At 73.0% G+C, this 23,842-nt stretch carries 26 protein-coding genes, 1 pseudogene and 1 riboswitch; of the genes and pseudogenes, 13 read left to right on the top strand and 14 right to left on the bottom strand.

The window, feature by feature from the left end; genetic code table 11:
- Nucleotides 1–57 precede the first annotated feature (57 nt).
- On the bottom strand, nucleotides 58–681 hold the full coding sequence (locus AW16_RS0108830; RefSeq protein ID WP_029289721.1) for a MarC family protein: 624 nt from the start codon (nucleotides 679–681) through the stop codon (nucleotides 58–60).
- On the bottom strand, nucleotides 678–1,520 hold the full coding sequence (locus AW16_RS0108825) for a PHP domain-containing protein (protein WP_029289720.1): 843 nt from the start codon (nucleotides 1,518–1,520) through the stop codon (nucleotides 678–680). Before AW16_RS0108825 ends, AW16_RS0108830 begins: the two co-directional genes overlap by 4 nt.
- A gap of 163 nt (nucleotides 1,521–1,683) precedes the next feature.
- Here AW16_RS0108825 and AW16_RS0108820 point away from each other — a divergent pair, with 163 nt between their 5' ends.
- On the top strand, nucleotides 1,684–3,234 hold the full coding sequence (locus AW16_RS0108820; protein WP_029289719.1) for an aminopeptidase P family protein: 1,551 nt from the start codon (nucleotides 1,684–1,686) through the stop codon (nucleotides 3,232–3,234).
- A 36-nt stretch (nucleotides 3,235–3,270) separates the two neighbouring features.
- Here AW16_RS0108820 and AW16_RS0108815 read toward each other — a convergent pair whose 3' ends face one another.
- Nucleotides 3,271–3,876 (bottom strand): general stress protein, encoded by a 606-nt coding sequence (locus AW16_RS0108815; RefSeq protein ID WP_051681803.1) that lies wholly within the window; start codon nucleotides 3,874–3,876, stop codon nucleotides 3,271–3,273.
- A gap of 98 nt (nucleotides 3,877–3,974) precedes the next feature.
- On the opposite strand from AW16_RS0108815, the pseudogene AW16_RS18755 reads away from it, so the two are divergent.
- The 5 genes and pseudogenes from AW16_RS18755 to AW16_RS0108795 form a co-directional block, all read left to right on the top strand.
- Nucleotides 3,975–4,271: pseudogene (locus tag AW16_RS18755) on the top strand (siderophore-interacting protein); the annotation flags it as partial.
- 65 nt (nucleotides 4,272–4,336) lie between these two features.
- The gene (locus AW16_RS18750; protein ID WP_231495990.1) at nucleotides 4,337–4,789 is read left to right on the top strand and encodes a siderophore-interacting protein; all 453 of its coding nucleotides are present in this window, start codon (nucleotides 4,337–4,339) and stop codon (nucleotides 4,787–4,789) included.
- Nucleotides 4,790–4,832: 43 nt separating this feature from the next.
- Entirely contained in the window at nucleotides 4,833–6,113 is a 1,281-nt protein-coding gene (locus AW16_RS0108805) for a magnesium transporter MgtE N-terminal domain-containing protein (RefSeq protein ID WP_029289717.1), read from the top strand.
- A complete protein-coding gene (locus AW16_RS0108800; protein ID WP_029289716.1) occupies nucleotides 6,106–6,609 on the top strand; it encodes a DUF1003 domain-containing protein in 504 nt (167 codons plus the stop codon). Before AW16_RS0108805 ends, AW16_RS0108800 begins: the two co-directional genes overlap by 8 nt.
- Nucleotides 6,610–6,662: 53 nt before the next feature.
- Complete coding sequence (locus tag AW16_RS0108795) at nucleotides 6,663–7,808, top strand: Mrp/NBP35 family ATP-binding protein (protein ID WP_029289715.1); 1,146 nt, start codon at nucleotides 6,663–6,665, stop codon at nucleotides 7,806–7,808.
- Here the strand turns inward: AW16_RS0108795 and AW16_RS0108790 are convergent.
- Nucleotides 7,789–8,370 (bottom strand): winged helix-turn-helix domain-containing protein, encoded by a 582-nt coding sequence (locus AW16_RS0108790; RefSeq protein ID WP_029289714.1) that lies wholly within the window; start codon nucleotides 8,368–8,370, stop codon nucleotides 7,789–7,791. The genes AW16_RS0108795 and AW16_RS0108790 overlap by 20 nt on opposite strands.
- Nucleotides 8,371–8,426: 56 nt before the next feature.
- Here AW16_RS0108790 and AW16_RS0108785 point away from each other — a divergent pair, with 56 nt between their 5' ends.
- Entirely contained in the window at nucleotides 8,427–9,764 is a 1,338-nt protein-coding gene (locus AW16_RS0108785; RefSeq protein ID WP_081861548.1) for an MFS transporter, read from the top strand.
- 9 nt (nucleotides 9,765–9,773) lie between these two features.
- Here AW16_RS0108785 and AW16_RS0108780 read toward each other — a convergent pair whose 3' ends face one another.
- From AW16_RS0108780 to glyA, 4 genes are all read right to left on the bottom strand, one after another.
- A complete protein-coding gene (locus tag AW16_RS0108780; protein WP_231495989.1) occupies nucleotides 9,774–10,586 on the bottom strand; it encodes an exodeoxyribonuclease III in 813 nt (270 codons plus the stop codon).
- Nucleotides 10,587–10,651: 65 nt separating this feature from the next.
- A complete protein-coding gene (locus tag AW16_RS0108775) occupies nucleotides 10,652–10,957 on the bottom strand; it encodes a hypothetical protein (RefSeq protein ID WP_034648516.1) in 306 nt (101 codons plus the stop codon).
- An 82-nt stretch (nucleotides 10,958–11,039) separates the two neighbouring features.
- Entirely contained in the window at nucleotides 11,040–11,921 is an 882-nt protein-coding gene (locus AW16_RS0108770) for a bifunctional methylenetetrahydrofolate dehydrogenase/methenyltetrahydrofolate cyclohydrolase (RefSeq protein WP_029289710.1), read from the bottom strand.
- A complete protein-coding gene (glyA, locus tag AW16_RS0108765) occupies nucleotides 11,921–13,207 on the bottom strand; it encodes a serine hydroxymethyltransferase (protein ID WP_029289709.1) in 1,287 nt (428 codons plus the stop codon). The genes AW16_RS0108770 and glyA overlap by 1 nt, the downstream gene beginning before the upstream one ends.
- A gap of 76 nt (nucleotides 13,208–13,283) precedes the next feature.
- Nucleotides 13,284–13,370, bottom strand: a riboswitch (ZMP/ZTP riboswitch).
- 128 nt (nucleotides 13,371–13,498) lie between these two features.
- Here glyA and AW16_RS0108760 point away from each other — a divergent pair.
- Nucleotides 13,499–14,377: a hypothetical protein gene (locus AW16_RS0108760; protein ID WP_029289708.1), complete on the top strand. Its 879-nt coding sequence runs from the start codon at nucleotides 13,499–13,501 to the stop codon at nucleotides 14,375–14,377.
- Nucleotides 14,378–14,406: 29 nt separating this feature from the next.
- Here AW16_RS0108760 and AW16_RS0108755 read toward each other — a convergent pair whose 3' ends face one another.
- Both AW16_RS0108755 and AW16_RS0108750 read right to left on the bottom strand, forming a co-directional pair.
- The gene (locus AW16_RS0108755) at nucleotides 14,407–14,973 is read right to left on the bottom strand and encodes a phosphotransferase (protein ID WP_369794772.1); all 567 of its coding nucleotides are present in this window, start codon (nucleotides 14,971–14,973) and stop codon (nucleotides 14,407–14,409) included.
- Between the two features lie 148 nt (nucleotides 14,974–15,121).
- Nucleotides 15,122–15,610, bottom strand: coding sequence for a GNAT family N-acetyltransferase (locus tag AW16_RS0108750; RefSeq protein ID WP_034648511.1), 489 nt, complete (start codon nucleotides 15,608–15,610; stop codon nucleotides 15,122–15,124).
- A gap of 49 nt (nucleotides 15,611–15,659) precedes the next feature.
- On the opposite strand from AW16_RS0108750, the gene purU reads away from it, so the two are divergent.
- The 4 genes from purU (at nucleotide 15,660) to AW16_RS0108730 (ending at nucleotide 17,931) form a co-directional block, all read left to right on the top strand.
- On the top strand, nucleotides 15,660–16,523 hold the full coding sequence (gene purU, locus AW16_RS0108745) for a formyltetrahydrofolate deformylase (RefSeq protein ID WP_029289705.1): 864 nt from the start codon (nucleotides 15,660–15,662) through the stop codon (nucleotides 16,521–16,523).
- 75 nt (nucleotides 16,524–16,598) lie between these two features.
- Nucleotides 16,599–16,937: a helix-turn-helix transcriptional regulator gene (locus AW16_RS0108740; protein ID WP_029289704.1), complete on the top strand. Its 339-nt coding sequence runs from the start codon at nucleotides 16,599–16,601 to the stop codon at nucleotides 16,935–16,937.
- Nucleotides 16,934–17,440 carry an SRPBCC family protein gene (locus tag AW16_RS0108735; RefSeq protein ID WP_029289703.1) on the top strand — a complete coding sequence of 169 codons (507 nt, stop codon included), beginning with the start codon at nucleotides 16,934–16,936 and terminating at the stop codon, nucleotides 17,438–17,440. The genes AW16_RS0108740 and AW16_RS0108735 overlap by 4 nt, the downstream gene beginning before the upstream one ends.
- Nucleotides 17,441–17,442: 2 nt before the next feature.
- Complete coding sequence (locus tag AW16_RS0108730; RefSeq protein WP_029289702.1) at nucleotides 17,443–17,931, top strand: VOC family protein; 489 nt, start codon at nucleotides 17,443–17,445, stop codon at nucleotides 17,929–17,931.
- A gap of 1 nt (nucleotide 17,932) precedes the next feature.
- Here the strand turns inward: AW16_RS0108730 and AW16_RS0108725 are convergent, their stop codons facing one another.
- Genes AW16_RS0108725 through AW16_RS0108710 form a run of 4 tightly spaced genes read right to left on the bottom strand, consistent with a single transcriptional unit; the run spans nucleotide 17,933 to nucleotide 22,138 of the window.
- Nucleotides 17,933–19,135: a sugar ABC transporter permease gene (locus AW16_RS0108725; protein ID WP_029289701.1), complete on the bottom strand. Its 1,203-nt coding sequence runs from the start codon at nucleotides 19,133–19,135 to the stop codon at nucleotides 17,933–17,935.
- Nucleotides 19,132–19,866 (bottom strand): ATP-binding cassette domain-containing protein, encoded by a 735-nt coding sequence (locus tag AW16_RS0108720; protein WP_034648508.1) that lies wholly within the window; start codon nucleotides 19,864–19,866, stop codon nucleotides 19,132–19,134. The genes AW16_RS0108725 and AW16_RS0108720 overlap by 4 nt, the downstream gene beginning before the upstream one ends.
- Nucleotides 19,863–20,963: a substrate-binding domain-containing protein gene (locus tag AW16_RS0108715; RefSeq protein WP_029289699.1), complete on the bottom strand. Its 1,101-nt coding sequence runs from the start codon at nucleotides 20,961–20,963 to the stop codon at nucleotides 19,863–19,865. Before AW16_RS0108715 ends, AW16_RS0108720 begins: the two co-directional genes overlap by 4 nt.
- Nucleotides 20,960–22,138, bottom strand: a complete 1,179-nt coding sequence (locus tag AW16_RS0108710; protein WP_029289698.1) for an ROK family transcriptional regulator — start codon at nucleotides 22,136–22,138, stop codon at nucleotides 20,960–20,962. The genes AW16_RS0108715 and AW16_RS0108710 overlap by 4 nt, the downstream gene beginning before the upstream one ends.
- A gap of 344 nt (nucleotides 22,139–22,482) precedes the next feature.
- Here AW16_RS0108710 and AW16_RS0108705 point away from each other — a divergent pair, with 344 nt between their 5' ends.
- Entirely contained in the window at nucleotides 22,483–23,808 is a 1,326-nt protein-coding gene (locus AW16_RS0108705; protein WP_034648506.1) for an ABC transporter substrate-binding protein, read from the top strand.
- Nucleotides 23,809–23,842 lie beyond the last annotated feature (34 nt).

The following is a 23,842-nucleotide window of genomic DNA, read 5'->3' as shown; positions in this document are numbered from 1 at the left end:
CGGGCGAGGGGAGGCGCGCGCGCCTGGGCGGGGGCGGGGCGGGCAGCCGGGCGGCGGTCAGGCGGCCTGGACGAATGCCGTGATCGCGTCGGCGATGAGCTGCACGGCGATCGCGGCCAGCAGCAGACCCGCGATGCGGGTGACGAGGATCGTTCCCGAGTCCTTGAGGATGCGGTGCACGACGTTGGCGAACCGCATCGCGAGGTAGAGGCAGATGTGCACGGCGACGACGCCGAGCGCGATCGCCACCCAGTCGGCCACGGTCTTGTCCGACTGCTGCACGAACACCATGGTCGCGACGATCGCACCGGGCCCCGCGAGCAGGGGCGTGCCGAGCGGCACGAGCGCGACGTTGACCTTCGAGTTGGCCGACGGCTGCGGCTCCTCGGCCTTGCCGGTGAGCAGCTCCATCGCGATGAGCAGCAGGAGCAGTCCGCCCGACGCCTGCAGCGCGGGCAGCGAGATGTGCATGTAGTTGAGCAGCGACTGGCCGAACAGCGCGAACGACACGATGACGCCGAACGCCACGAGGATCGCCTGCCGCGCGGCCCGGTTGCGCTCGCGCCGGGTCATGGTGCTCGTGAGCCCGAGGAAGATCGGCACCGTCCCGGGCGGGTCCATGATCACGAACAACGTGATGAACACGGACATGAACAACCGCGCGTCGAGCACGTCGCTCACGGCCTGACCACCTCGCTCGTCCCCTGCTCCTCGATCGCCGCCAGCACGCGCGGCTCGGTCAGATTCTCCCCCAACCTGTTCTGCTTCCCGTCACCGTGGTAGTCCGACGACCCCGTGACGAGAAGACCGAGCCGGTCGGCGATCGCACCGAGGCGTGCCCGCTGCGCGGGCGAGTGGTCCCGGTGGTTCACCTCGATGCCGGCGAGACCCGCCTCCGCGAGCTCGTCGAACACCTCGTCGGGCACGACGCGTCCGCGCGCGTCCGCGCCGGGGTGCGCGAACACCGGGACGCCTCCGGCGGCGCGCACGGCCGCGACCGCGTCGGGGGCGTCGGGCGCGTAGTGCGGCACGTGGTACGGGCCGTCGGCACGCAGGAGCTCGACGAAAGCAGCGTCCCGGTCGGGTACGACACCGCGTGCGACGAGCGCGTCGGCGACGTGCGGCCGGCCCACGACGACGGCGTCGGCGGACTGGTCGAGCACGTCCTGCCAGGTGATCGGGTGGTCGCGTGCGAGCAGCTCGACGATCCGCTCGGCGCGGTGCAGCCGCGCCTCGCGCGTGCGCTCGAGCTCCGCGACCAGCGCGGGGTGCGACGGGTCCTGCAGGTAGCTCAGCAGGTGGATCGAGATGCCGCGGGAGCGCGCCGAAACCTCGGTGCCGCGCACCAGCGCGACCCCGGCCGCCGGGACAGCGGCCGCCGCCTCGGCCCAGCCGGCGGTCGTGTCGTGGTCCGTGAGCGCGACGACGTCGAGGCCGGCGGCCGCCGCGTCGGCGACCACCTGCGCGGGCGTGCGGGTGCCGTCCGAGGCGGTCGAGTGGGCGTGGAGGTCGATGCGCACGGTCCCCCACGCTAGTCGCCCGGCCGAGCGCCGCCGGTCGCGGGGCGAGAGCGCGGGTCCGGCCCGAGAGCGCGCCGTCGGCGTTCGACTCTCGTTCGACTCTCGGGCCGGCGGCGCGCTCTCGGCGAGAGGAGCGTCCACGCGCGGTGGGAGGATGGATCGCATGAGCGAGCACCGCACCGACTCCTCCACCCCGGCCGCCACGTCGGCCACGACGTCGACGCAGCCGCTCGCGGACCGCGGCTCCAACCGCTCGCAGCGGCCGGGCTCCGCGACGTTCGTCGAGTTCGTGACGTCCGGCTGGGGCGACCGCCCGCCGTCGCAGGCGCAGCGCGGCGACGCGGCCGACTTCACCGCCGCCCGCCGCAGCGCGCTGTCGGCGCAGTTCCCCGGCCAGCGGCTCGTCGTCCCCGCGGGGACCTACAAGACCCGCTCGAACGACACCGACTACCGGTTCCGCCCGCACTCCGCGTTCGCCCACCTCACGGGCCTGGGATCCGAGCAGGAGCCCGACGCGGTCCTCGTCCTGCACCCCGTCGAGGACGGCCGCGGCGACGACGGCAGCGGCCACCACGCCGTGCTCTACATGCGCCCGCTCGCGGGCCGCGACACCGACGAGTTCTTCTCGGACTCCCGCTACGGCGAGTTCTGGGTGGGTGCGCGCCCGACGCTCGAGGACATGGAGACCACCACCGGCATCACCACCCGGCACGTCGACGACCTGCGCGACGCGCTCGCCAAGGACGTCGGCCCGGACGGCGTGCAGGTGCTCGTCGTGCCCGGGGCCGACGAGACGATCGAGGCGGTGGTCGACGAGATCCGCGCGACCGAGGCCGCGGGCGAGCGCGACGACGTGCTCGCCGAGGCGCTGTCCGAGCTGCGGCTCGTCAAGGACGCGCACGAGATCGAGCAGATGCGACGCGCGGTCGACGTCACGGTCGACGGCTTCGAGAAGGTCGTGCGCGAGCTCCCGCGCGCTCAGCGGCACGCGCGCGGCGAACGCGTCGTCGAGGGCACGTTCGTGGGCCATGCCCGCCAGGAGGGCAACACCGTCGGGTACGAGACGATCGCGGCCGCGGGCGAGCACGCCACGACGCTGCACTGGATCGACAACGACGGCGTGGTCCGCGCGGGCGAGCTGCTGCTGCTCGACGCCGGGGTCGAGATCGACTCGCTGTACACGGCGGACGTCACGCGCACGCTCCCGGTCGACGGGACGTTCACCGAGGTCCAGCGCAGGGTCTACCAGGCGGTGCTGGACGCCGCCGACGCGGCGTTCGCGGTCGCCGTCCCCGGCGCACGGTTCCGCGACGTGCACGCGGCGGCCATGGAGGTCATCGCGCAGCGGCTCGACGAGTGGGGGCTGCTGCCCGTCAGCGCCGCCGAGTCGCTCGACCCCGAGGCGCAATACCACCGGCGCTGGATGGTGCACGGGACGAGCCACCACCTCGGCATCGACGTGCACGACTGCGCGCTGGCCCGTGCCGAGATGTACCTCGACGCGGTCCTCGAGCCCGGCATGGTGTTCACGATCGAGCCCGGGCTGTACTTCAAGTCGGACGACCTGCTGGTGCCGCAGGAGTACCGCGGCATCGGGGTGCGCATCGAGGACGACGTGCTCGTGACGGCGGACGGCAACGAGAACCTGTCGGCCGCGCTCCCCCGCGACCCCGATGCGGTCGAGGCGTGGATGCGGGGGCTGCTCGGCTCCTGACGGCTTCGTCGGTCCCGCGACGGCACGCCGAGCACCTCAGGACTGCGGCGGCGCCGGTGGCTGCGTGGGCGGTCCCGGTTGCTCGTCGTCGGGTCGCGTCGACGGCACCTGTTGGGTCGGCACCTGCTGGGTCGGCACCGCGGGCGGTGGCCACGTCGAGCCCAGGCCGCCGTGCTGCATCAGCAGGTTGCGGGCCTGGTGCGCCTTGCTCGCGTCGCACAGCAACGTGTACGACGACGCCACGATCTGGCTCGCCGACGTGAAGTCGCGCCGCCCGCGCGTGAAGGCGTAGGTCAGCACGGACAGCAGCAGCCCGAACGCCCCACCGATGATCATGGCGGGCACGATCGGCGTCCCGCGGTCCTCGGTGGTGAACCACGTGAGGATCAGCCCGACGAAGAGCCCGAACCACGCGCCCATCACGAACCCGCCGGAGGCGACCCGCGGGTAGGACAGCCGGCCGGTGACGCGCTCGACCATGCGCAGGTCGGTCCCAACGATCGTCACGAGCTGCACGGGGAACTCGTGGGTCGCGAGCACCTCGACGGCCTTGGTCGCCTCGGAGTAGGTGCCGTAGGTCGCGACCGCGTCCCCCTGGGGCAACGTCGGCGTGCGCGGCACGCGAGGGCGGTTCGAGGGCATGTCTCGATCCTGCCCGTGGACGATCTCACCCGCCACCCTCTTGACCTTAGGTTCGCCTTACCTAAACTGACCTCCACGCTGTCGACGAGGAGGAGAGCATGGCCGCCCGGAGCAAGCCACCCACCCCGGAGGGCTCGCAGATGCGTCGCGCGCACGTCGTGCGCAGCACGCGCGTCTCCCCGTCGATCGTGCGCGTGACCGTCGGCGGCCTCGAGGGGATGCCCGCGCGGGGCTACGACCAGTGGTTCCGCCTGCTCGTCCCTCGACCAGGCCAGTCCGAGCTGCGTCTGCCGCCGTCGATGACGCTCGCAGGGTACGCGCGCTACGCGACGATGCCTGCGAGCGTGCGCCCGCTGCTGCGCAACTACACCGTGCGCAGCGCCCGCCCCGACGCGGGCGAGATCGACATCGACCTCGTCGTCCACGGCGACAGCGACGGCGAGGCGGTCACCGCCGCTGCGTGTCGCGTCGCTGCGAGGCCGGCAGCCCGGTCGGGCTGCTCGACGAGGGCACGATGCTCGCACCGTCGGCCGACCACGACTGGACGCTGCTCGCCGCCGACGAGTCCGGCATGCCGGCCGTCCTCGGGGTGCTGGCCTCGCTGCCGCGCGACGCCCAGGGAGTCGCGATCGTCGAGGTGCCGACCGCGCAGGACGTGCAGCACCCCGACGCGCCCGCGGGCGTGCAGGTGCGCTGGCTCGTGCGTCAGGACGCGCACGCAGTACCGGGACGCCTCACGCTCGCCGCCGTGCAGGACCTGGACGTCCCGGCGGGGCGGCCGTACGCATTCGTCGTCGGCGAGGCAGCTCTCGCCACCGGAGCGCGCCGTCACCTCGTCACCGCGCGCGGGTTGCCGAAGGCGGACGTGACGTTCAGCGGGTACTGGAAGCACGGCGCGCGCCCCCAGCGGTAGGCGCACGCCGGGCCGACGGGCCCGCAGCGTCTAGGCTGGCCGCGTGAGCAGCGTCGGGACCAGGGTGTTCGTCGCGCGACTCGCCGGGACCGCGGTGTTCGACCCCCTGGGCGACGAGGTCGGGCGGGTGCGCGACGTCGTCGTGCTCGTGCGCCCCAAGGGCGCCCCCCGCGCGGTGGGCCTCGTCGTCGAGGTCCCGGGCCGACGACGCGTGTTCGTGCCGCTCACGCGCGTGACCTCGATCGACGCGGGCCAGGTCATCTCGACCGGCCTGGTGAACATGCGCCGCTTCGAGCAGCGCTCGCTCGAGACGCTCGTCGTCGGCGAGCTGCTGGACCGCACCGTCGAGCTCGCGGACGGGTCCGGGTCGGGCACCGTCGAGGACGTCGCGATCGAGCTGCAGCGCAACGGCGACTGGATCGTCACGAAGGTCTCGGTGCGCCGCAGCACGGGCGGGCACCGCGGCCTGCTGCGGCGGCGCGGCGAGTCGGTCGTCGTCGCGGCCTCGGACGTCACGGGCCTCGGCACCGCGTCGCTCGGGCAGGGCGCGGACCTGCTGCTCGCCCAGTACGAGGACCTCAAGCCCGCCGACCTCGCGGACGTCCTGCACGACCTCGGCACGACCCGGCGCCTCGAGGTCGCCTCGGCCCTCGACAACGACCGCCTCGCCGACGTGCTCGAGGAGCTGCCCGAGGACGACCAGGTCGCGATCCTGCAGGGCCTCGAGCTCACCCGCGCGGCCGACGTGCTCGAGGCGATGGAGCCCGACGACGCCGCCGACCTGCTGGGCGAGCTGCCGGACGAGCAGGCGGCCGAGCTGCTGGAGCTCATGGAGCCCGAGGAGGCGAAGGACGTCCGGCGGCTGCTCGCGTACGAGGACAACACCGCGGGCGGCCTGATGACCACCGAGCCGGTCATCCTCGGCCCCGAGACGTCCATCGCCGCGGCGCTCGCGCACGTGCGACGCCAGGACCTGACGCCCGCGCTCGCGTCGATGGTGTTCGTCACACGCCCGCCGCTCGAGACCCCGACCGGCCGGTTCATCGGCGTCGTGCACCTGCAGCGCATGCTGCGCGAGCCCCCGCACGACTCGATCGGCACGATCGTCGACAGCGACATCGAGGCGCTCCCGGCCGACGCCCCGCTGATGGCCGTCACGCGCCAGCTCGCCACCTACAACCTGCTCGCGCTGCCGGTGGTCGACGCCGAGCGCCGGCTGCTGGGCGTCGTCTCGGTCGACGACGTGCTCGACCACCTGCTGCCCGAGGACTGGCGCGAGGTCGACGACGAGCCGGCCACGATCGGCGGGGGCGGCCGTGGCTGAGCGCCTCGACCAGCCGCTCACGGGGCGTCGTCGCTCGCGCCCGCGCATCTCCTCCGAGCGCCAGGGCGAGTGGTCGGAGGCCATCGCACGGTTCCTCGGCACGCCGCGGTTCATCGTGTGGCTGACGGTGTTCTGCATCGTGTGGATCGGCTGGAACACGCTCGCGCCCGACCACCTGCGGTTCGACAGCGCGAGCCGCGGCTTCACGGCACTGACGCTCATGCTCTCGCTGCAGGCGTCGTACGCCGCACCCCTCATCCTGCTCGCGCAGAACCGCCAGGCCGACCGCGACCGCGTGGGCGCCGAGCAGGACCGCCAGCGCGCCGAGCGGAACCTGGCCGACACCGAGTTCCTGGCCCGCGAGATGGCCGCGCTGCGCATCGCGCTGTCCGAGGTCGCGACGCGCGACTTCGTGCGCTCCGAGCTGCGCAACCTGCTCGAGGACATCCACGCCGAGCGTGAGCAGGACGAGCCCGAGCCGGATCCCGCGCGCTGACGTCGGCCGGACGTCCCGGTCGGGCGCCCCGTGCACCGACCTACCATGGGCGCATGCCCCACGACGCTCACGACGACACCCTCGTCCTCGCGGTCCGCGACGCGCTCGCCGGGGTGCTCGACCCCGAGATCCGCCGTCCGATCACCGAGCTGGGCATGGTCCGGTCCGTCGAGGTGGACGGCGGCCGCGCGGTGGTCGGGATCGACCTGACGACGACGGGCTGCCCGCTCAAGGACACGCTGACGCGCGACGTCACCGCGGCCGCGTCGGGCGTCGACGGGGTCGACTCGGTGACCGTCGAGATGGGGGTCATGACCGCCGAGCAGCGCGCCGCGCTGCGCACGCTGCTGCGCGGCACGGACGCCGAGCCGACGATCCCGTTCGCGCAGCCCGGCTCGTTGACGAAGGTGTTCGCGATCGCGTCGGGCAAGGGCGGTGTCGGCAAGTCGTCCGTCACGGCCAACCTCGCCGTGGCGATGGCCGCCGACGGGCTGCGCGTGGGCGTCGTGGACGCCGACATCTACGGCTTCTCGATCCCCCGGATGCTGGGCGTCACGCGCCAGCCCACGCGGGTCGACGACATGCTGCTGCCGCCCGTCGAGCACGGCGTCAAGGTCGTATCGATCGGGATGTTCGTGCCGCCCGGGCAGCCCGTCGTGTGGCGCGGCCCGATGCTGCACCGCGCGCTGCAGCAGTTCCTCGCCGACGTGTTCTGGGGCGACCTCGACGTCCTGCTGCTCGACCTGCCGCCCGGCACGGGCGACATCGCGATCTCGGTGGCGCAGCTGCTGCCCGGCTCGCAGATCGTCGTCGTGACCACGCCGCAGGCGGCGGCGGCCGAGGTCGCGGAGCGCGCGGGGTCGGTCGCGGTGCAGACGCGCCAGCACGTGGTCGGCGTCGTCGAGAACATGTCGTGGCTCGAGCAGCCCGACGGCTCGCGGTTGCACGTCTTCGGCGAGGGCGGCGGCGAGCAGGTGGCGCAGAGCCTGACGCGCATCGTCGGGAGCGACGTGCCGCTGCTCGCGCAGGTGCCGCTCGACGTGCGGCTGCGCGAGGCCGGCGACGGCGGGACCCCCGTGGTCCTCGCCGAGCCCGACGCGCCCGCGTCCCGCGCCCTGCGCGAGGTCGCACGCGCGCTCACCACCCGCCCACGCGGTCTCGCGGGGCTCTCCCTCGGACTCACCCCCGCGGGGCGCTGACTCCCGCCTGCGGTCGGGCCTCGGGCGCGCGGCGGCGCGAGACGTCCTCGTGCACCGCGACGAACATCGAGTACGGCTCGCCGTCGGACGACGACGGACGCGCGGCGTACTCCTGCAGCAGCGCGTCGATCCGCCCGACGAGCTCGGCGTGCTCGTCGGGCCGCAGCCGCAGCCCGAGGCGCGCCATGACGACGCTGTCCAGGTCGGGCACGAGAGCGAGCTCCTCGAGGAACGTGTCGACGAGGAGCCGCGCCTGGCCGGGGCGCGGCGGCGTGCGCCACGACTTGCCGGTCGCACGGTAGGGCACCTCGCGCGAGCCACGCGCCCCGCGTCGCACCGGCTCGGCCACCAGGAAGCCACGGTCGACGAGCGTGCGCACGTGGTGCAGCACCGTCGCGGGGTTCTTCTCGAGGCGTCGTGCGATCTCCCGGTTGGTCAGCGACTCGTCGAGGCACAGCCGCAGGATGCGCAGGCGCAGGGTCGACGCGAGCGCGCGGGCGTCGGCGTCGACCTCCCCGTCGCCGTCCGCACCCGCGGTCCGCTGCTCGCCCGCACCCGCCATGCGCTCATCATCCCCCACTGATTGACTTTTCTCAATCACTTGTTCACTCTGGTCCGGTGACCGCAGCCGACCAGTCCCCGAGGCGCTCGCTCGTCCACCATGCCGACTTCCGGCGCCTGTGGACCGGCGACGCGCTCGGACAGCTCGGCGCTCAGCTCACCTACCTCGCCCTCCCGATCTTCGCCGTGCAGCACCTCGCCGCGACGGAGTGGCAGATGGGCGCGCTCACGGCCGCCGAGACCGCCGCGTTCCTCGTCATCGGCCTGCCGGCCGGCGCCTGGGTGGACCGCATGCGCAAGCGCCGCGTGCTGATCGTGTCCGACGTCGTGCGTGCGACCGTGCTCGCGGTCGTCGTCGTCGCCGCGCTCACCGGCACCGCGACCATGCCGCTGCTGATCGCCGCGGGGCTGGTCATCAGCGCGGCCTCGGTCTTCTTCGACGTGGCGCACCAGAGCTATGTCCCCGGGCTCGTGGGACTCGAGCACGTCGTCGAGGGCAACTCCAAGCTGCAGGCCACGCAGTCCGTCGCGCAGGTTGTCGCCCCCGCGGTGGGCGGTGCGCTGCTGCGCGTCGTGACCGCACCCGCACTCATCGCCGTCAACGTCGTCACCTACCTCGTCTCCGCGTTCGCGGTCGGTCGGATCCGGCACCAGGAGGACCTCCCGTCGCCCGCGTCCCGCCGACCGTTGCGGACCGAGATCGGCGAGGGGCTCTCGTTCGTCGTGCACCAGCCGCTGCTGCGACGCATCGTGGCCTGCACGGGCCTGTCGAACTTCGGCTCGGCCATCGTCAACGCCGTGTTCGTCATCTACGCGCTGCGCGTCCTCGGGCTCACGACCGCGGCCCTCGGCACGGTGCTCTCCGCGTCGGCGATCGGCGGCCTGCTCGGCGCCGTGCTCTCCGAGCGGGCCGCCCGGTGGGTGGGCGAGGCCAGGGTCATCCCCGTCGCGGCCGTCCTGTCCGTGCCGGCCGCGGCCCTGACGCCGCTCGCCGCGCACGTCGCGGTGCCGGCTCAGCTCCTCATGGTCGCCGGAGGGTTCCTGCTCTCGTTCGTCGTCGTGCTCTACAACGTCGCGCAGGTGAGCTTCCGCCAGCGGGTGTGCCCTCCCCCGCTCCTCGGCCGGATGAACGCCTCGATCCGGTTCATCGTGTGGGGCTGCATGCCGATCGGCGGGCTCGTCGGGGGCTGGCTCGGGACGCACGCGGGCGTGCAGCCCACGATGTGGGTCGCGGTCGGCGTCACGGCGCTCGGCACGCTCCCCGTGCTGCTCGGACCGTTCCTGGGCATGCGTGACCTGCCCGGCGCGCCCGAGCCGCGGCGGTCGGGGACCGCAGGCGCCGACGATCGGCCGCCGCTCGCGGACGCGGGTCAGGTCACCGAGCCGCGGGACTGACGGACCTGCTCACAGGTCGTAGTCGACCACCAGCGGCGCGTGGTCCGAGAACCGCTCGGCGTACGTCGCCGCACGGTCGACGGTCGCCGACACCGCCGCGTCCGCGAGCTCGGGTGTGGCCAGCTGGTAGTCGATGCGCCAGCCCGCGTCGTTGTCGAACGCCTTCCCGCGCCACGACCACCACGTGAACGGCCCGGGCCCCTCGCCGCCGAGCTCGCGACCGAGGTCGCGCCAGCCCAGGTCGTCGAACCAGCGGTCCAGGTAGGCACGCTCCTGCGGCAGGAAGCCCGCCGCCTTGAGGTTGCCCTTCCAGTTCTTGATGTCCACCTCGCGGTGGGCGATGTTCACGTCCCCCGCGACCACCGCGTAGCCGCCCGCCTCCGCGATGTCGGCGAGGCGAGCGGTCACGTGGTCGAGGAACGCGTACTTCTCGTCCATCGAGGGCGTGCCCACGGTCCCGGAGTGGATGTACGTCGAGATCACCGTGACCGTGTGCGGCGGCGCGCCGTCGCGTGCCGGGACCTCGAGGTCCGCCTCGACCCAGCGACCCGTGTCACCGGTCACGCCCGTGCGCATCCCGATCCGCACGGCGGACATCGGCAGGCGCGACGCGATCGCCACGCCCGAACGGCCGGCCGTCTCGCTCGCCTCGTGCGCGAGGTGCCAGTGCTCGGGAGACAGGTGGTCCGCGAGGATCTCGTCGGACGCGCGCACCTCCTGCAGCAGCAGCACGTCCGGGCTGCGCGACTCGATCCACTCGCCCATCCCCCGGCGGAAGGCGGCGCGGATCCCGTTGACGTTGACCGTGGCGATTCTCAGCACCCGGTCATCCAACCCCATGCCACCGACACGTCACGAACGACGGGCAGGTTCACCGCCCGAGGCCGTCAGGCCGGCTCGCTCGCAGCCGGCGCGCCGACCGTCGTGCCGTCGGTCGTCGGCTCGTCGTCCAGCACACCGACCGCCGCGGCGGCCGCGAGGTCGACGTTGACCGCGAGCTGGTGCAGCCCCAGCGCGAGCAGCCCGAGCCCGACCACGAGCACGACGCCGGCCGCCCACAGCAGACCGTCCTCGTCGGCCGCGACGGCCAGCAGCGCCAGCAGGCCGCTCCCGCCCGCGATCACGAAGCCGCTCACGATCGTCCCGGCACTGGTCGCGTACCTCGAGCGCCTCGGCGCCTGCGCGTCTGTCACGGTCGGGACCCTAGCGAACGGGACGGCGACGGCGGGGCGGTTCTCGTCGAGAGACCCGTCCCGCCGTCGCCGACGAGCCCGTTCAGACCGCGAGCCGCTCCGCGGTCTCGACCACGTTGGCCAGCAGCATCGCGCGCGTCATGGGTCCGACCCCGCCCGGGTTCGGCGACACCCAGGACGCGACCTCGAGCACCCCGGGGTCGACGTCCCCGACGACCCGGCTCTTGCCCGTCTCCGGGTCGACCGCGCGCGAGACGCCGACGTCGACCACCACCGCGCCCGGCTTGACGATGTCCGCGGCGATGATGCCCGGCACACCGGCGGCGGCGACGACGACGTCCGCGTGCCGGGTGTGCTCCGCGAGGTCGGCGGTGCCGGTGTGCGTGAGCGTGACGGTCGCGTTGATCTCACGGCGCGTGAGGATCAGCCCGATCGATCGGCCCACCGTGACGCCACGTCCCACGACGACCACGTCGGCGCCACGCAGGTCCACGTCGTGGCGCAGCAGCAGGTCCACGATGCCGCGGGGCGTGCACGGCAGCGGGCTGGTGACCGGCTCGTTGACGCGCAGCACCAGGCGGCCCAGGTTCGTCGGGTGCAGGCCGTCGGCGTCCTTGTCGGGGTCGACCAGCTCGAGCACCCGGTTGGTGTCGATCCCCGCGGGCAGCGGGAGCTGCACGATGAACCCGGTGCACGCCGGGTCCTCGTTGAGCCGGCGCACGGCCGCCTCGATCTCCTCCTGCGTCGCGTCGGCCGGCAGGTCCTCGCGGATCGAGGCGATGCCCACCTCCGCGCAGTCCTTGTGCTTGCCCGCGACGTACCACTGCGAGCCCGGGTCGGACCCGACCAGCAGCGTGCCCAGCCCGGGGACGATCCCCCGAGCCGCGAGCGCCGCGACCCGCTCGGTCAGCTCGGCCTTGATCGTCGCGGCCGTGGCCTTGCCGTCCAGGACCTGCGCCGTCATCAGTACTGCTCCAGGCCCTGGTACAGCGGGAACGCGTCCGCGAGCTTCGCGACCCGGGCGCGCAGCGTCGGCACGTCGAGCGTCTCGCCGCCGACGAGGGCCGTGGCGATGATGTCCGCGACCTCGGTGAACTCGGCGTCGCCGAAGCCGCGCGTGGCCAGGGCGGGCGTGCCGATCCGCAGGCCGGAGGTGACCATCGGGGGCCGCGGGTCGTTGGGGACCGCGTTGCGGTTCACCGTGATGCCGACCTCGTGCAGCAGGTCCTCGGCCTGCTTGCCGTCGATCGCGGCGTCGCGCAGGTCGACGAGCACCAGGTGCACGTCGGTGCCGCCCGAGCGGACCGTGATGCCCGCGCCCGCGACGTCCGCGGCGGTGAGTCGCTCCGCGACGATCCGCGCGCCGCGCACGGTGCGCTCCTGGCGGTCACGGAACTCGGGCGTGCCGGCGATCTTGAACGCGACGGCCTTCGCGGCGATCACGTGCATGAGCGGGCCGCCCTGCTGGCCGGGGAAGACCGCGGAGTTGATCTTCTTCGCCAGGTCCGCGTCGTTGGTCAGGATGAAGCCCGAGCGGGGGCCGCCGATCGTCTTGTGCACGGTCGACGACACGACGTGCGCGTGCGGCACGGGCGACGGGTGGACACCGGCCGCGACGAGGCCCGCGAAGTGCGCCATGTCGACCCACAGGTAGGCGCCCACCTCGTCGGCGATCGCACGGAACTCGGCGAAGTCGAGCTCGCGCGGGTACGCCGACCAGCCCGCGATGATGACCTTGGGCTTGTGCTCGACCGCGAGCCGGCGGACGTCGGCCATGTCGACGAGCGACGTGGTGGGGTCGACGCCGTACGCGACGATGTCGTACAGCCGGCCCGAGAAGTTGATCTTCATGCCGTGGGTGAGGTGACCGCCCTGGTCGAGCGCGAGGCCCAGGATCGTGTCGCCCGGACGCGCGATCGCGTGCAGGACGGCGGCGTTGGCCGTGGCACCCGAGTGGGGCTGGACGTTGGCGAACTCGGCGCCGAACAGTGCCTTGGCCCGCTCGATCGCGATGTTCTCCGCGATGTCGACCTGCTCGCAGCCGCCGTAGTAGCGGCGGCCGGGGTAGCCCTCGGCGTACTTGTTGGTCAGCACCGAGCCCTGCGCCTGCAGGACCGCGAGGGGCACGAAGTTCTCGGACGCGATCATCTCGAGCGTGCTCTGCTGGCGGCGCAGCTCGCCGTCGAGGACGGCCGCGATCTCGGGGTCGAGCTCGGAGATGTTCTGGTCGAGGATCGGGGTGTTGCTCATGGGCACTCCCTGGCAGTCAGCGTGGGCGGGCTTCCGGCACCCGCGCACTCGGTTGGTCAGGACCGGTGTGGTGGTGACCGGGGGCCCAGGCGTCCGACCCTTTGGTCTGCTGCTGCGTCGCTCCCCGGTGGTGACCCACCCTTCGCCAGTCGCGACGGGGTACACCCTAGCAACGCCCCGCGCGAGCGGGCGCACGCTTTCCGCGGGCGCTACCCTCACGTTCACGGACGGTGCGACGACGACGCGACGAGGCGTGGCGGGCACCGGGCAGCAGGGAACGAGGGGGCACCGATGACGACGACCCGACGGTGGCTCACCGCCACGCTCACGGCGCTCGTCGTCGCGGGCATGACGCTGCTCGTCGCGCCCGGCGCGCAGGCCGCGACCAAGGCCCAGCTGTTCGTCGGGTGGCTCCCGAGCTACGCGGTGTCGACGACCACCGTGAAGTTCACCGGCGAGGTGTACCCGGCCGCGGGTCAGAAGGTGCGCGTGCAGCGCCGCGACGGCTCGAGGTGGGTCACGGTCGACACCGCCACGGTGTCCCGCTCGACCGCCAAGTTCTCGGTCGCGTACAAGGCGAAGCCGGGGACCAAGAAGTTCCGCCTGCTCGTGGCAGCCGGCGGCGGTGCGTCGTCGACGAGCCGCACCTGGACCACCAGGACCACCGACGGCGTGAAGTACAAGAAGTACATCGCCAAGGCGCGCAGCTACATGAAGGCGTACTGCCCCAAGGAGCCGATCTACATCAACACCCCGCCGGTCAAGGCCCCGGGTGCGGTCGTCGGGCTCGCGACCGAGACGTACTACGGCACGAGCAGCCGCACGACGTGGGTGCACGAGATCCACATCCAGGCCGGGCTGTCGCCCGCCCTGCTGCGGCACGTCGCGCTGCACGAGTGCGCTCACGTGGTGCAGTACCGTCGGCTCGTCAAGGGCGCGACGTACCGCGCGAAGGCGGAGAAGGCGACCGCGAAGGTCTACGGGACGAGCGTCGGCACCGCGAACGAGATGCAGGCCGACTGCATGGCGATCGTCATCACGCACAAGTCGCAGTACGGCGGGTACACGCACTCGTGCGGGGGCAAGCGCGGCGACTCGGCGCGCGCGCTGTGGAAGGCGTGGGGCAAGAAGTACCAGAAGCCGGTCTACACGTTCGCGACGAAGAAGTGACGGCTGGTCGCTGACGGGTCGCTGACGGGTCAGGTCGCGTCCCACAGCGCGCGGTAGAACGCGAGCCGCCCCTCGTCGGGCTGCACGCCGTACGCCTCGTAGACCTCCCCGGCGAAGTCGGCACCGTAGTTCCACTCGGTGCTCCAGGCCGTGATCGCGAGGTCGGCCCACCGGTCGGCGACGCCCAGCGCGCCGAGGTCCACGTGCGCGCTCCAGCGGCCGTCGTCGTGCAGCAGCGTGTTGGGCGCGCACGCGTCGCCGTGGCAGACGACGAGCACGTCGACCTCGGGCACGGGCAGCGGCGGCTCGGCCCCGGCGAGACGGGTCGCCACGCCCCAGTCGAACGGGCAGCCCTCGACCGGGAGCGCGTCGTGCAGCGCCCGCAGCCCGGCGCCGATCGCGCGCGCGGCGGTGCGGGGTTCCGCGAGCCAGCGCGGGTCGACCGCGCTGCGCCCGGGCACCGTGGAGGTCACGAGCCACGAGCCCTCGTCGTCCGCGCCGAGCTCGAGCACGCTCGGGACGGGCACCCAGGCGCCGGCCCACCGCAACCGCTCGGCCTCGTGGCGCAGGTGCGTCCGGTCGTCGCCCGCGGGCACCCACTTGGCGTACCGGTCGGGTCCGAGCCGGAACGTCAGCCCGCCGAGGCCGTTGCGCCAGACCGCGTCGGGCTCGTCGTCGCCCGCGAGCCGGCGGATCGCCGCCGGGACCTCGACGGGCCCGTCCGGGACGCCCGCGAGGACGCGCTCAGTCGTCGTCGCCCCCGAGCGTCTTGCGCAGGAACGCGTACGTGAGGTCGCCGGCCGTCTGGTCGTGCTGGTGCTCGTAGCCGTGCTTCTCGTACAGCGCCAGGTTCTGGACCGAGTCGCGGCCCGTGAACACCCACACCTCCTCGATGCCGTCCGGCAGGTACGGCAGGATCGCGAGCAGCAGCTCGGTGCCGAAGCCCTGGCCCTGCAGGTCCGGGGCCACCGCGAACCGGCCGAGCGTCGCCTTGGTGCCCTCGACCAGCACGCGGATCGAGCCGACGAGCCGGTGCCCCTGCCAGCCGCCGAGCGTCACGACGCCGTCCGCCTCGAGGTCGGCTCGCAGCTCGTCGAGCGTCTGCGTGAGCGGCGGGATGTGCGGGTCGCCGTACTGCTGCGCCTCGGTGACGAACGCGGCGCGCCGCAGCGTCAGCAGCTCCCCCGCCTCGTCGCGCGCGACCGGCCGGATGTCGAGGTTGCCTTCCGTCATGCGCCCCATCGTGTCAGCCGTTCGCGCGGGCGCACTACTCTCGGTGCTCGTGTCCCACACCTCGGAAGACCTCACCCCCTGGGTCCTGACGCTCTCGTGCCCCGACCGCCCCGGCATCGTGCACGCCGTGGCCGGGCTGCTGGCCGAGCACGGGGGCAACATCACGGAGTCGCAGCAGTTCGGCGACCCGCTGTCGGGGCTGTTCTTCATGCGGGTCCAGGTGACGTCCGGCGCGGGTCGCGCGGACCTCGAGGCGGCGCTGGCCGGGCTCGCGCCGCGGTTCGACCTGACGTGGTCGCTCGACGTCGCGGGCCGCCCGGTGCGCACGCTCGTCATGGGATCGACGGCCGCGCACTGCCTCAACGACCTCGCGTTCCGCCAGCGCTCGGAGAACCTCCCGATCGACATCGTCGCGGTGGTCTCCAACCACACCGCGCTCGCGCCGCTCGCCGAGTTCTACGGCATCGACTTCCACCACGTCCCGGTCACGTCCGCGACGAAGGCCGCCGCCGAGGCGCGCCTGCTCGAGCTCGTCGAGGAGCTCGACGTCGAGCTCGTGGTGCTCGCGCGGTACATGCAGATCCTGTCCGACGACCTGTGCCGGGCGCTGGCCGGCCGCGTCATCAACATCCACCACTCGTTCCTGCCGTCGTTCAAGGGCGCCCGGCCCTACGCGCAGGCGCACGACCGTGGCGTCAAGCTCATCGGCGCGACAGCGCACTACGTGACCGGCGACCTCGACGAGGGCCCGATCATCGAGCAGGACGTCGAGCGCGTCGACCACACACGGCACGTCGACGACCTCGTCGCGCTCGGCCAGGACGTCGAGCGCCGCGCGCTGGCACGCGCGGTGCGCTGGCACGCGGAGCACCGCGTGCTGCTCGACGGGCACCGCACGATCGTCTTCCGCTGACCCCCCTTGCGGGTGGCGCGGACCTCGGTCTATCGTCGTAATCAACACTTTGGTTGATCAACAGATGGGTTGACGATGAGCGCCGACGACGACCGCCTCGACCGGGCCTTCCTGGCCCTGGCCGACCCGGTGCGTCGGCGCATCGTCGCCCGCCTGTCCCGCGGGCCGGCGACCGTCAACGAGCTGGCCGAACCCTTCGAGATCACGCTCCAGGCGGTCTCGAAGCACATCCGGGTGCTGGAGCAGGCGGGGCTCGTCACGCGCACGCGCGACGCGCAGCGCCGGCCCGTGCACCTGGCCCCCGCGGCGCTCGAGGAGCTCACCGCGTGGATCGACCGCTACCGGCTGGTCCACGAGAGCAGGTTCCGCTCGCTCGACGCCGTCCTCGGCGAGATGCAGGAGAAGAAGCCATGACCACGCAGAGCAACCCCGTGCAGATCGACGCCCCCGCGGGCGTGCCCTTCATCGACATCGTCCGTGAGTTCGACGCCCCCGCCGCCGCGGTCCACCGCGCGCACGGCGACCCGGCGCTCGTCGCGCGCTGGATGGGTCCGCGGGACGTCACGATGGACATCGACGAGTGGGACTTCGTGTCCGGCGGGCGCTGGTCGTACGTCGCCACCGCGCCCGACGGGTCCACGCACGGGTTCCGCGGCACCTTCCACAGCGTCCGCGACGACTTCGCCGTGCAGACGTTCGAGTACCTGGGCTTCGCCGACGTGGTCTCGATCGAGACGATCGCGTTCGAGGACCTCGACGACGGGCGATCGCGGCTGCGCATCCACGCGACCTACCCGAGCCTCGAGGCCCGCGACGGCATGGTCGCGAGCGGCATGGAGACCGGCGTGGTGCAGGGGTACGAACAGCTCGACGAGGTGCTCGCGGGCGCGCTCGACGGCGATCGTGCGGGGGCCTGACCATGGGCATCGTCCGGCCGCACCTGTGGTACTCCAGCGAGGCGCTCGAGGCGGCGCAGTTCTACGTCTCGGTGTTCCCGAGCTCGCGCATCCTGCGCGTCGTCGAGGCTCCGAACGACCTGCCCGACGTGCCGAAGGGCTCGCCGTTCCTCGTCGAGCTCGAGCTCGACGGTCAGCGCGTCGACGCCATCTCCGCCGGTCCGTCGCTACAGCTCACGGCCGCGTTCTCGTTCGTCGTGGACTGCGAGACGCAGGAGGAGGTCGACCACTACTGGTCCGCGCTGCTCGAGGGCGGCGGGACCGAGGTCGCGTGCGGGTGGCTCACCGACCGGTTCGGGCTCTCGTGGCAGGTCGTGCCCACGCGGCTGTTCGACCTGACGCTGTCCCCCGACGCCGACCCGGCCTCCGCCGCGCGCGCGACCCAGGTGATGCTCACGCAGGTCAAGCTCGACATCGCCGCGATCGAGGCGGCCTACCGCGGCGAGACCTGAGTCAGGACTCGCGCGCGCGCCGCTGCAGGCCGTCCACGACGACCGCGACACCCAGGACCAGGCCGGTGACCACGAGTCGCACGGCCTGGTCCTGGTTGAGCAGCGTGAGGCCCGTCGAGACCGACTGGATGACGAGGATGCCGAGCAGCGCGGACCACGCCGAGCCGCGGCCGCCGTACATGCTGGTGCCGCCGATGACGGCCGCGGCGATCGCCGTGAGCGCCACCTCCGGCGCACCGGTCGCCTGGTTGGCCGCCGCGAGCCGCCCGGCCGCCAGCACCCCGCCGAGCGCCGCGAGCGTCGAGCAGGCGACGAACGCGGACACGAGGACGCGCCGCACCGGGACGCCCGCGCGGCGCGCCGCCTCGGCGTCACCGCCGACCGCGCGCACCGAGCGGCCCCAGCGCGTGCGCCGCAGCGCGAGGTCCGTGAGCGCGACGAGCCCCACGAACAGGGCGAACATCGCGCCCACGCCGCGGTCCGTGCCGAGGTAGGCGATCGTCACCGCGAGCAGCACCGCGAGCGCCCCGACCCGCAACCCGACGGAGCCGAGGCTCGGCGCCGACAGCTCGGCCGCCACGCGCCGCGCACGGTCGCGCAGTCGCGCCGCGCCGTAGAGCACGACGACAGCCCCGGCGATCGCCCACGACAACGCGGGATCGAGGAACGCGGTCTGGCAGAACCGCACGAGCCACGCCTGGAACGGCAGGTTCACCGAGCCCTGCGCACCCAGGACACGCAGCTGGAGACCGGTGACGACGAGCAGGCCCGCGAGCGTGAACACGAAGCTCGGCACCCGCAGCCGCGTGTGCACCGCGCCGTACAGCAGCCCGACGAGGGCACCGGCCGCGAGCGCGACGAGCACCGCGAGCCACAGCGGCCAGCCCAGGCGCACCGACCCGACCGCGACGGTCGCCGCGGCCATGCCGGAGACCGCCCCCACCGACAGGTCGATCTGCCCGAGCAGGAGCGTGAGCACGACACCCAGCGCGATGACCCCGGTCGCGGCCGACTGCTGCACCAGGTTGACGAGGTTGTCGGCGGACAGGAACGTCGGGCTCAGTGCCTGGAACACGACCCACACGACGACGAGCACGACGACCACGGGCAGCGAGCCGAGGTCTCCCGTCGCGAGCCGGCGGCGCAGCTGCGCGGACCGCGAGCCCGGGTCCTGCGCCGTCACCAGCGGTGTCGGTCCGGTCATCGCGGCACCCCCGTCATCGCGGCCAGCAGGTCCTCGTAGCTGGCCTTGTCGGCGTCGAACTCCCCGTTGGTGCGGCCCAGCCGCAGGACGACGATGCGGTCCGCGACCGCCTGCAGGTCGGACAGCGAGTGGCTCGTGATGAGCACGGCGTGCCCGCGCTCGCGCAGTCGCTCGACGAGCGTGAGGAACTCGGCGACCTGCGTGAGCCCGAGCGACGCGGTCGGCTCGTCGAGCAGCACGACGCGCGGCTCGCCGAGCAGCACGCGCGCGATGGCGACCGAACGGCGCTGGGCGCCCGACAGGGCTGCGACGGGCATCCGCACCGACGGCACGCGCGCGGCGAGGCCACCGAGCAGGCGCCACGCCTCCTTCTCCATCGCGACCTCGTCGAGCAGGCCGCCCCGCACGGTCTCCTGGCCGAGGAACAGGTTCTCGACGACGTCGAGGTTGGCGCACAGCGCGAGGTCCTGGAACACCGCGGCGATCCCGAGGGCGCGCGCGGCGGCGGGGTCGGTGAGGCTCACGGCGGCCCCGTCGACCAGCACCTGGCCCTCGTCGGGCGCGAGCGCCCCGGACAGCACGCCCACGAGCGAGGACTTGCCCGCGCCGGTGTCTCCGACGACGGCGACCACCTCGTGCGCGTGCACGTCGAGGTCGATGCCCACCAGGGCGCGGGCAGCGCCGAAGCTGCGCGATACGCCTCGCAGGGACACCACGGGGGTGCGGCTCATCCGGACGCTCCGCTCGTCGTGACGCCCGCGGCTCCGCAGGCGGCGGTGTACGGCTCCACGCAGATCTCCTCCGTGGTGTAGACGCCGCCGTCGACGATGACGCGGCGCACGTTGTGGATGTCGACGGCCGTCGGCGCGAGCAGCAGCGCGGGTACGCCCTGCACGCGCGACGACATGACGGGTGTCTCGCCCTGCAGCACGCGCACGGCGAGCTCCGCCGCGGTGCGCCCCTGCTCGGAGACGGCCTTGTACACGGTCATGAGCTGGTCGCCCGTGATGATCCGCTGGATCGCGGCGAGCTCGGCGTCTTGCCCGGTGACCGGCGGCACGGGGTCGAAGCCCGCGGCGCGCATGGCCGAGATCGCTCCCCCCGCGGTGCCGTCGTTCGCGGCGTACACCGCCTTCACGCGCGAGCCGAACTTCGTGAGCTGGTCGCTGACCCACGCCTGCGCCTTGTCCGGGCTCCAGTCGGGCGTGTCGTAGCTCGCGAGCACCTCGACGGGGGCGCCCTCGAGGGCATCGGCGAGGCCCTGCTTGTAGGCGGCCGCGTTCGGGTCGGTCGTCGACCCGTTGACGACGAGGATGCCATCGGGCGGGTCGCTGGGTCCCGTGCGCTCGCGCGCGAGCGCGGTGACGAGCGCCTCGCCCTGGAGCCGCCCGATGCGCTGCCCGTCGGCACCGACGAAGTAGTCCAGGTCCGGGCTCGAGATGAACCGGTCGTACGCGATGACGGGGACGCCACGTGCGTGCGCGCGCTCGACGATGCTCACGGCCGCGACCGCGTCGACCGCGTCGATGACCAGCACGCCCGCGCCACGCGTCAGCATGGACTCGGCCTGCTGCTCCTGGCGCGCCGCGTCCTGGTCGGCGTTGGCGTACAGCACCTCGCACTGCGGGCAGCGTCGCGCGACCGTCTCCTCGAACGACGGGCGGTCCTGGCTCTCGTAGCGGGACGCCTTCGACTCGGGCAGCAGCAGGCCGATGACGTCGTCGGACGCGGAGCCCTGCTCCGGCGCGGGCGCCGAGCACGCGGGCAGGAGCAGCGCCAGCACCGCGAGCGCGGCCGCGAGGAGCGTGCGTGAGGTCGTGCGCGTCACGGGACCACCGCCGCGGGGATGCTCACGTGGTCGAGCGCGGTCGCCAGCGCGCCGCGCACCTCGGCCTGCGACCCGAGCTCGCCGACCATCACCTGCACGGGACCGTTCGCGGAGGGGAACGTGCGCTCCGCGACCGTCGCGCGCAGCGGCTCGAGCAGGAGGTCACCGGCCTCCGCGAGCTGGCCGCCGACGACGACGGCCTGCGGGTCCAGCAGCGAGCACACACCGGCAGCCGCGACCCCGAGGTGGCGTCCCGCGTCCCAGATCACCCGCCGGCACCCCGGGTCGCCCGCCTCGGCGCGCGTGATGACGTCGCGCAGCGTGAGGTGGCCGTGGCTCGCGCGCAGCATGTCGAGCAGCGCCGCAGCGCCGACGTACGTCTCGAGGCAGCCACGGTTCCCGCACCGGCACACCGGCCCGCGCTCGTCGACCGCGATGTGGCCGACCTCCCCCGCGGCGCCGCCGCGTCCGTGGAAGACCTTCCCGTCGAGCACCAGGCCGCTGCCCACACCGTGCGAGACCCGCAGGTAGACGACGTGCTGCATGCCCCGTGCGGCGCCCAGGCGCACCTCGGCCAGGGCCCCGAGGTTCGCGTCGTTGTCGACGAACACCGGCACGTCGAGGCGAGCGCCGAGCACCTCGGGCACCGCAGCGCCGTCCCACCCGCGCAGGACGCCTCGCATCGCGACGCGTCCGGTGCGCACGTCGATCGGTGCGGGCACACCCACGCCCACGGCCAGCACCTCGGACATCGACGCGTCCACCGACGCGACCATCTCCTGCACCATGAGCGCCGCGCGTTCGAGCCCCGCGTCCGCACGATGGTCCGGGGCGAGCGGCATGCGCTGCTCGGCCACGATGCGGTGCGCGACGTCGGCGAGCGCGACGCGCAGGCTCCGCGTGCCGAAGTGCAGGCCGGCGACGAGCCCGAGGTTGCGCGCGAGCGTGACCTGCAGGGCCCTGCGGCCCGAGCGCGTGGTGGGGGACGTGTTGAGGACGCCGGACGCGGTCAGCTCGCCGACGATGTTGGAGACGGTCGCCGGGGACAGGCCGGTGACACCGGCCAGCTCGACCTGCGTGAGCGAGCCACGCTGCTGGACGGCGTTGACGATCCGCGCCCGATTCGCTTCACGCAGTGAAGTCTGCGAGCCGGGAGTGATCCGGTCTTCGCCCACGCGCGAAGGATACACAGCGCACACCCGCTCTCCGGACGGCCGGGGACGAGACGGGCACCGGTCACCCGGACGGGTTCCGCGCGGGCGCCGACGAGCGTGATCACCAGCGCGGACGGGTCCGACGCACCACCCGAACGGCGCAACGCGCACAATCGCCCAACCGGGTCGAATACGGACGCGTCCGGGGTGAACTCATCGGCACAATAGGCACAGAAGTCCCGTCACTTCTTGACTGCAATTCGAGCATGGGGTGTGCTTTCCGCGCCCGTCGCCGAAGATGCGGCGCGCCGGCGGAGCTCAGCCCTCTCCGGCCTGGCACGAACGACGACGTAGGAGCCACCCGCATGTCAACTCGCCTGCCCTCCCGAGGCCGCTCGCGCCTCGCCGCCGTCGCGGCCGTCACCACGGTCGCGGCCCTCGCGCTCACCGCGTGCAGCTCCGGCTCCGACGACGCGTCCTCCTCCAGCACCGAGGGCAGCCACGCCGTCACGGGCGACGCCAGCCAGGTCGAGGTCTTCACCTGGTGGGCGTCGGGCTCGGAGAAGCTCGGCCTCGACGCACTCGTGAAGGTCTTCGGCACGCAGCACCCCGACACGAAGTTCGTGAACGGTGCCGTGGCGGGCGGCGCCGGCTCGGCCGCGAAGGACCTGCTCGCGTCGCGCCTCGCGAAGCACGACCCGCCGGACACGTTCCAGGCGCACGCCGGCGCGGAGCTGCAGGACTACATCGACGCGGGCCAGGTCGAGGACATCTCGAGCCTCTACGACGAGTTCGGTCTGCGCGACGCGTTCCCGCAGGACCTCATCGACCGACTCACCGTCGACGGCAAGATCTACTCGATCCCGGCCGGCATCCACCGCGCCAACGTCGTGTGGGCCAACCCGAAGGTGCTCGAGTTCGCGGGCGTCGACCCTGCGACCAAGTACAGCTCGCTGCAGGACTGGATGAAGGACCTCGAGAAGATCAAGAAGTCCGGCAAGCAGCCTCTCGCCATCGCGACGACCTGGACCCAGGTGCAGCTGCTGGAGAACGTCTTCCTCGCCGACCTCGGCCCCGAGGGCTACTCCGGCCTGTGGACCGGCGTCACCAACTGGAACGGCGCGACCGTCAAGGCCGCGCTCGACGACTTCAGCACGCTCATGTCGTACACCAACAAGGACCGCGACGGCCTCGACTGGGGCGACGCGACGCAGCGCGTGATCGACGGCGAGGCCGCCTACAACATCATGGGCGACTGGGCCGAGGCGGCCTTCGAGGAGGCGGGCAAGAAGTCGCCCGACGACTACACGTACTTCCCGACGCCGGGCACCGACGGCATGTACGACTTCCTCGCGGACTCGTTCACGCTCCCCGTGGGCGCGCAGCACCCGGGCGGCGCCAAGGCGTGGCTCGACTCGTTGAGCTCGCGAGACGGCCAGGTCGGCTTCAACAAGGCGAAGGGTTCTATCCCGGCCCGTATCGACGCGGACCCCTCGCAGTTCTCGCCCTACCAGCAGGACGCGATGGCCTCGTTCAAGCAGGACATCATCGTGCCGTCGCTCGCCCACGGGGCTGCCGTGCCGGTGAGCTGGCTGACCAAGATCTCCGACGCGACCGCGAAGTTCACCACCGGTGACAGCGACGTGACGCAGTTCCAGGCCGACCTGTTCCAGGCGGCGATCAACCACTGACGTCCCGCCCGGCGCGGCCGGGCACCGCACGGCG

The organism is Cellulomonas sp. HZM (assembly GCF_000708885.1).
Classification (GTDB): domain Bacteria; phylum Actinomycetota; class Actinomycetes; order Actinomycetales; family Cellulomonadaceae; genus Cellulomonas.
This window is presented reverse-complemented; position numbering and strand designations above follow the sequence as displayed.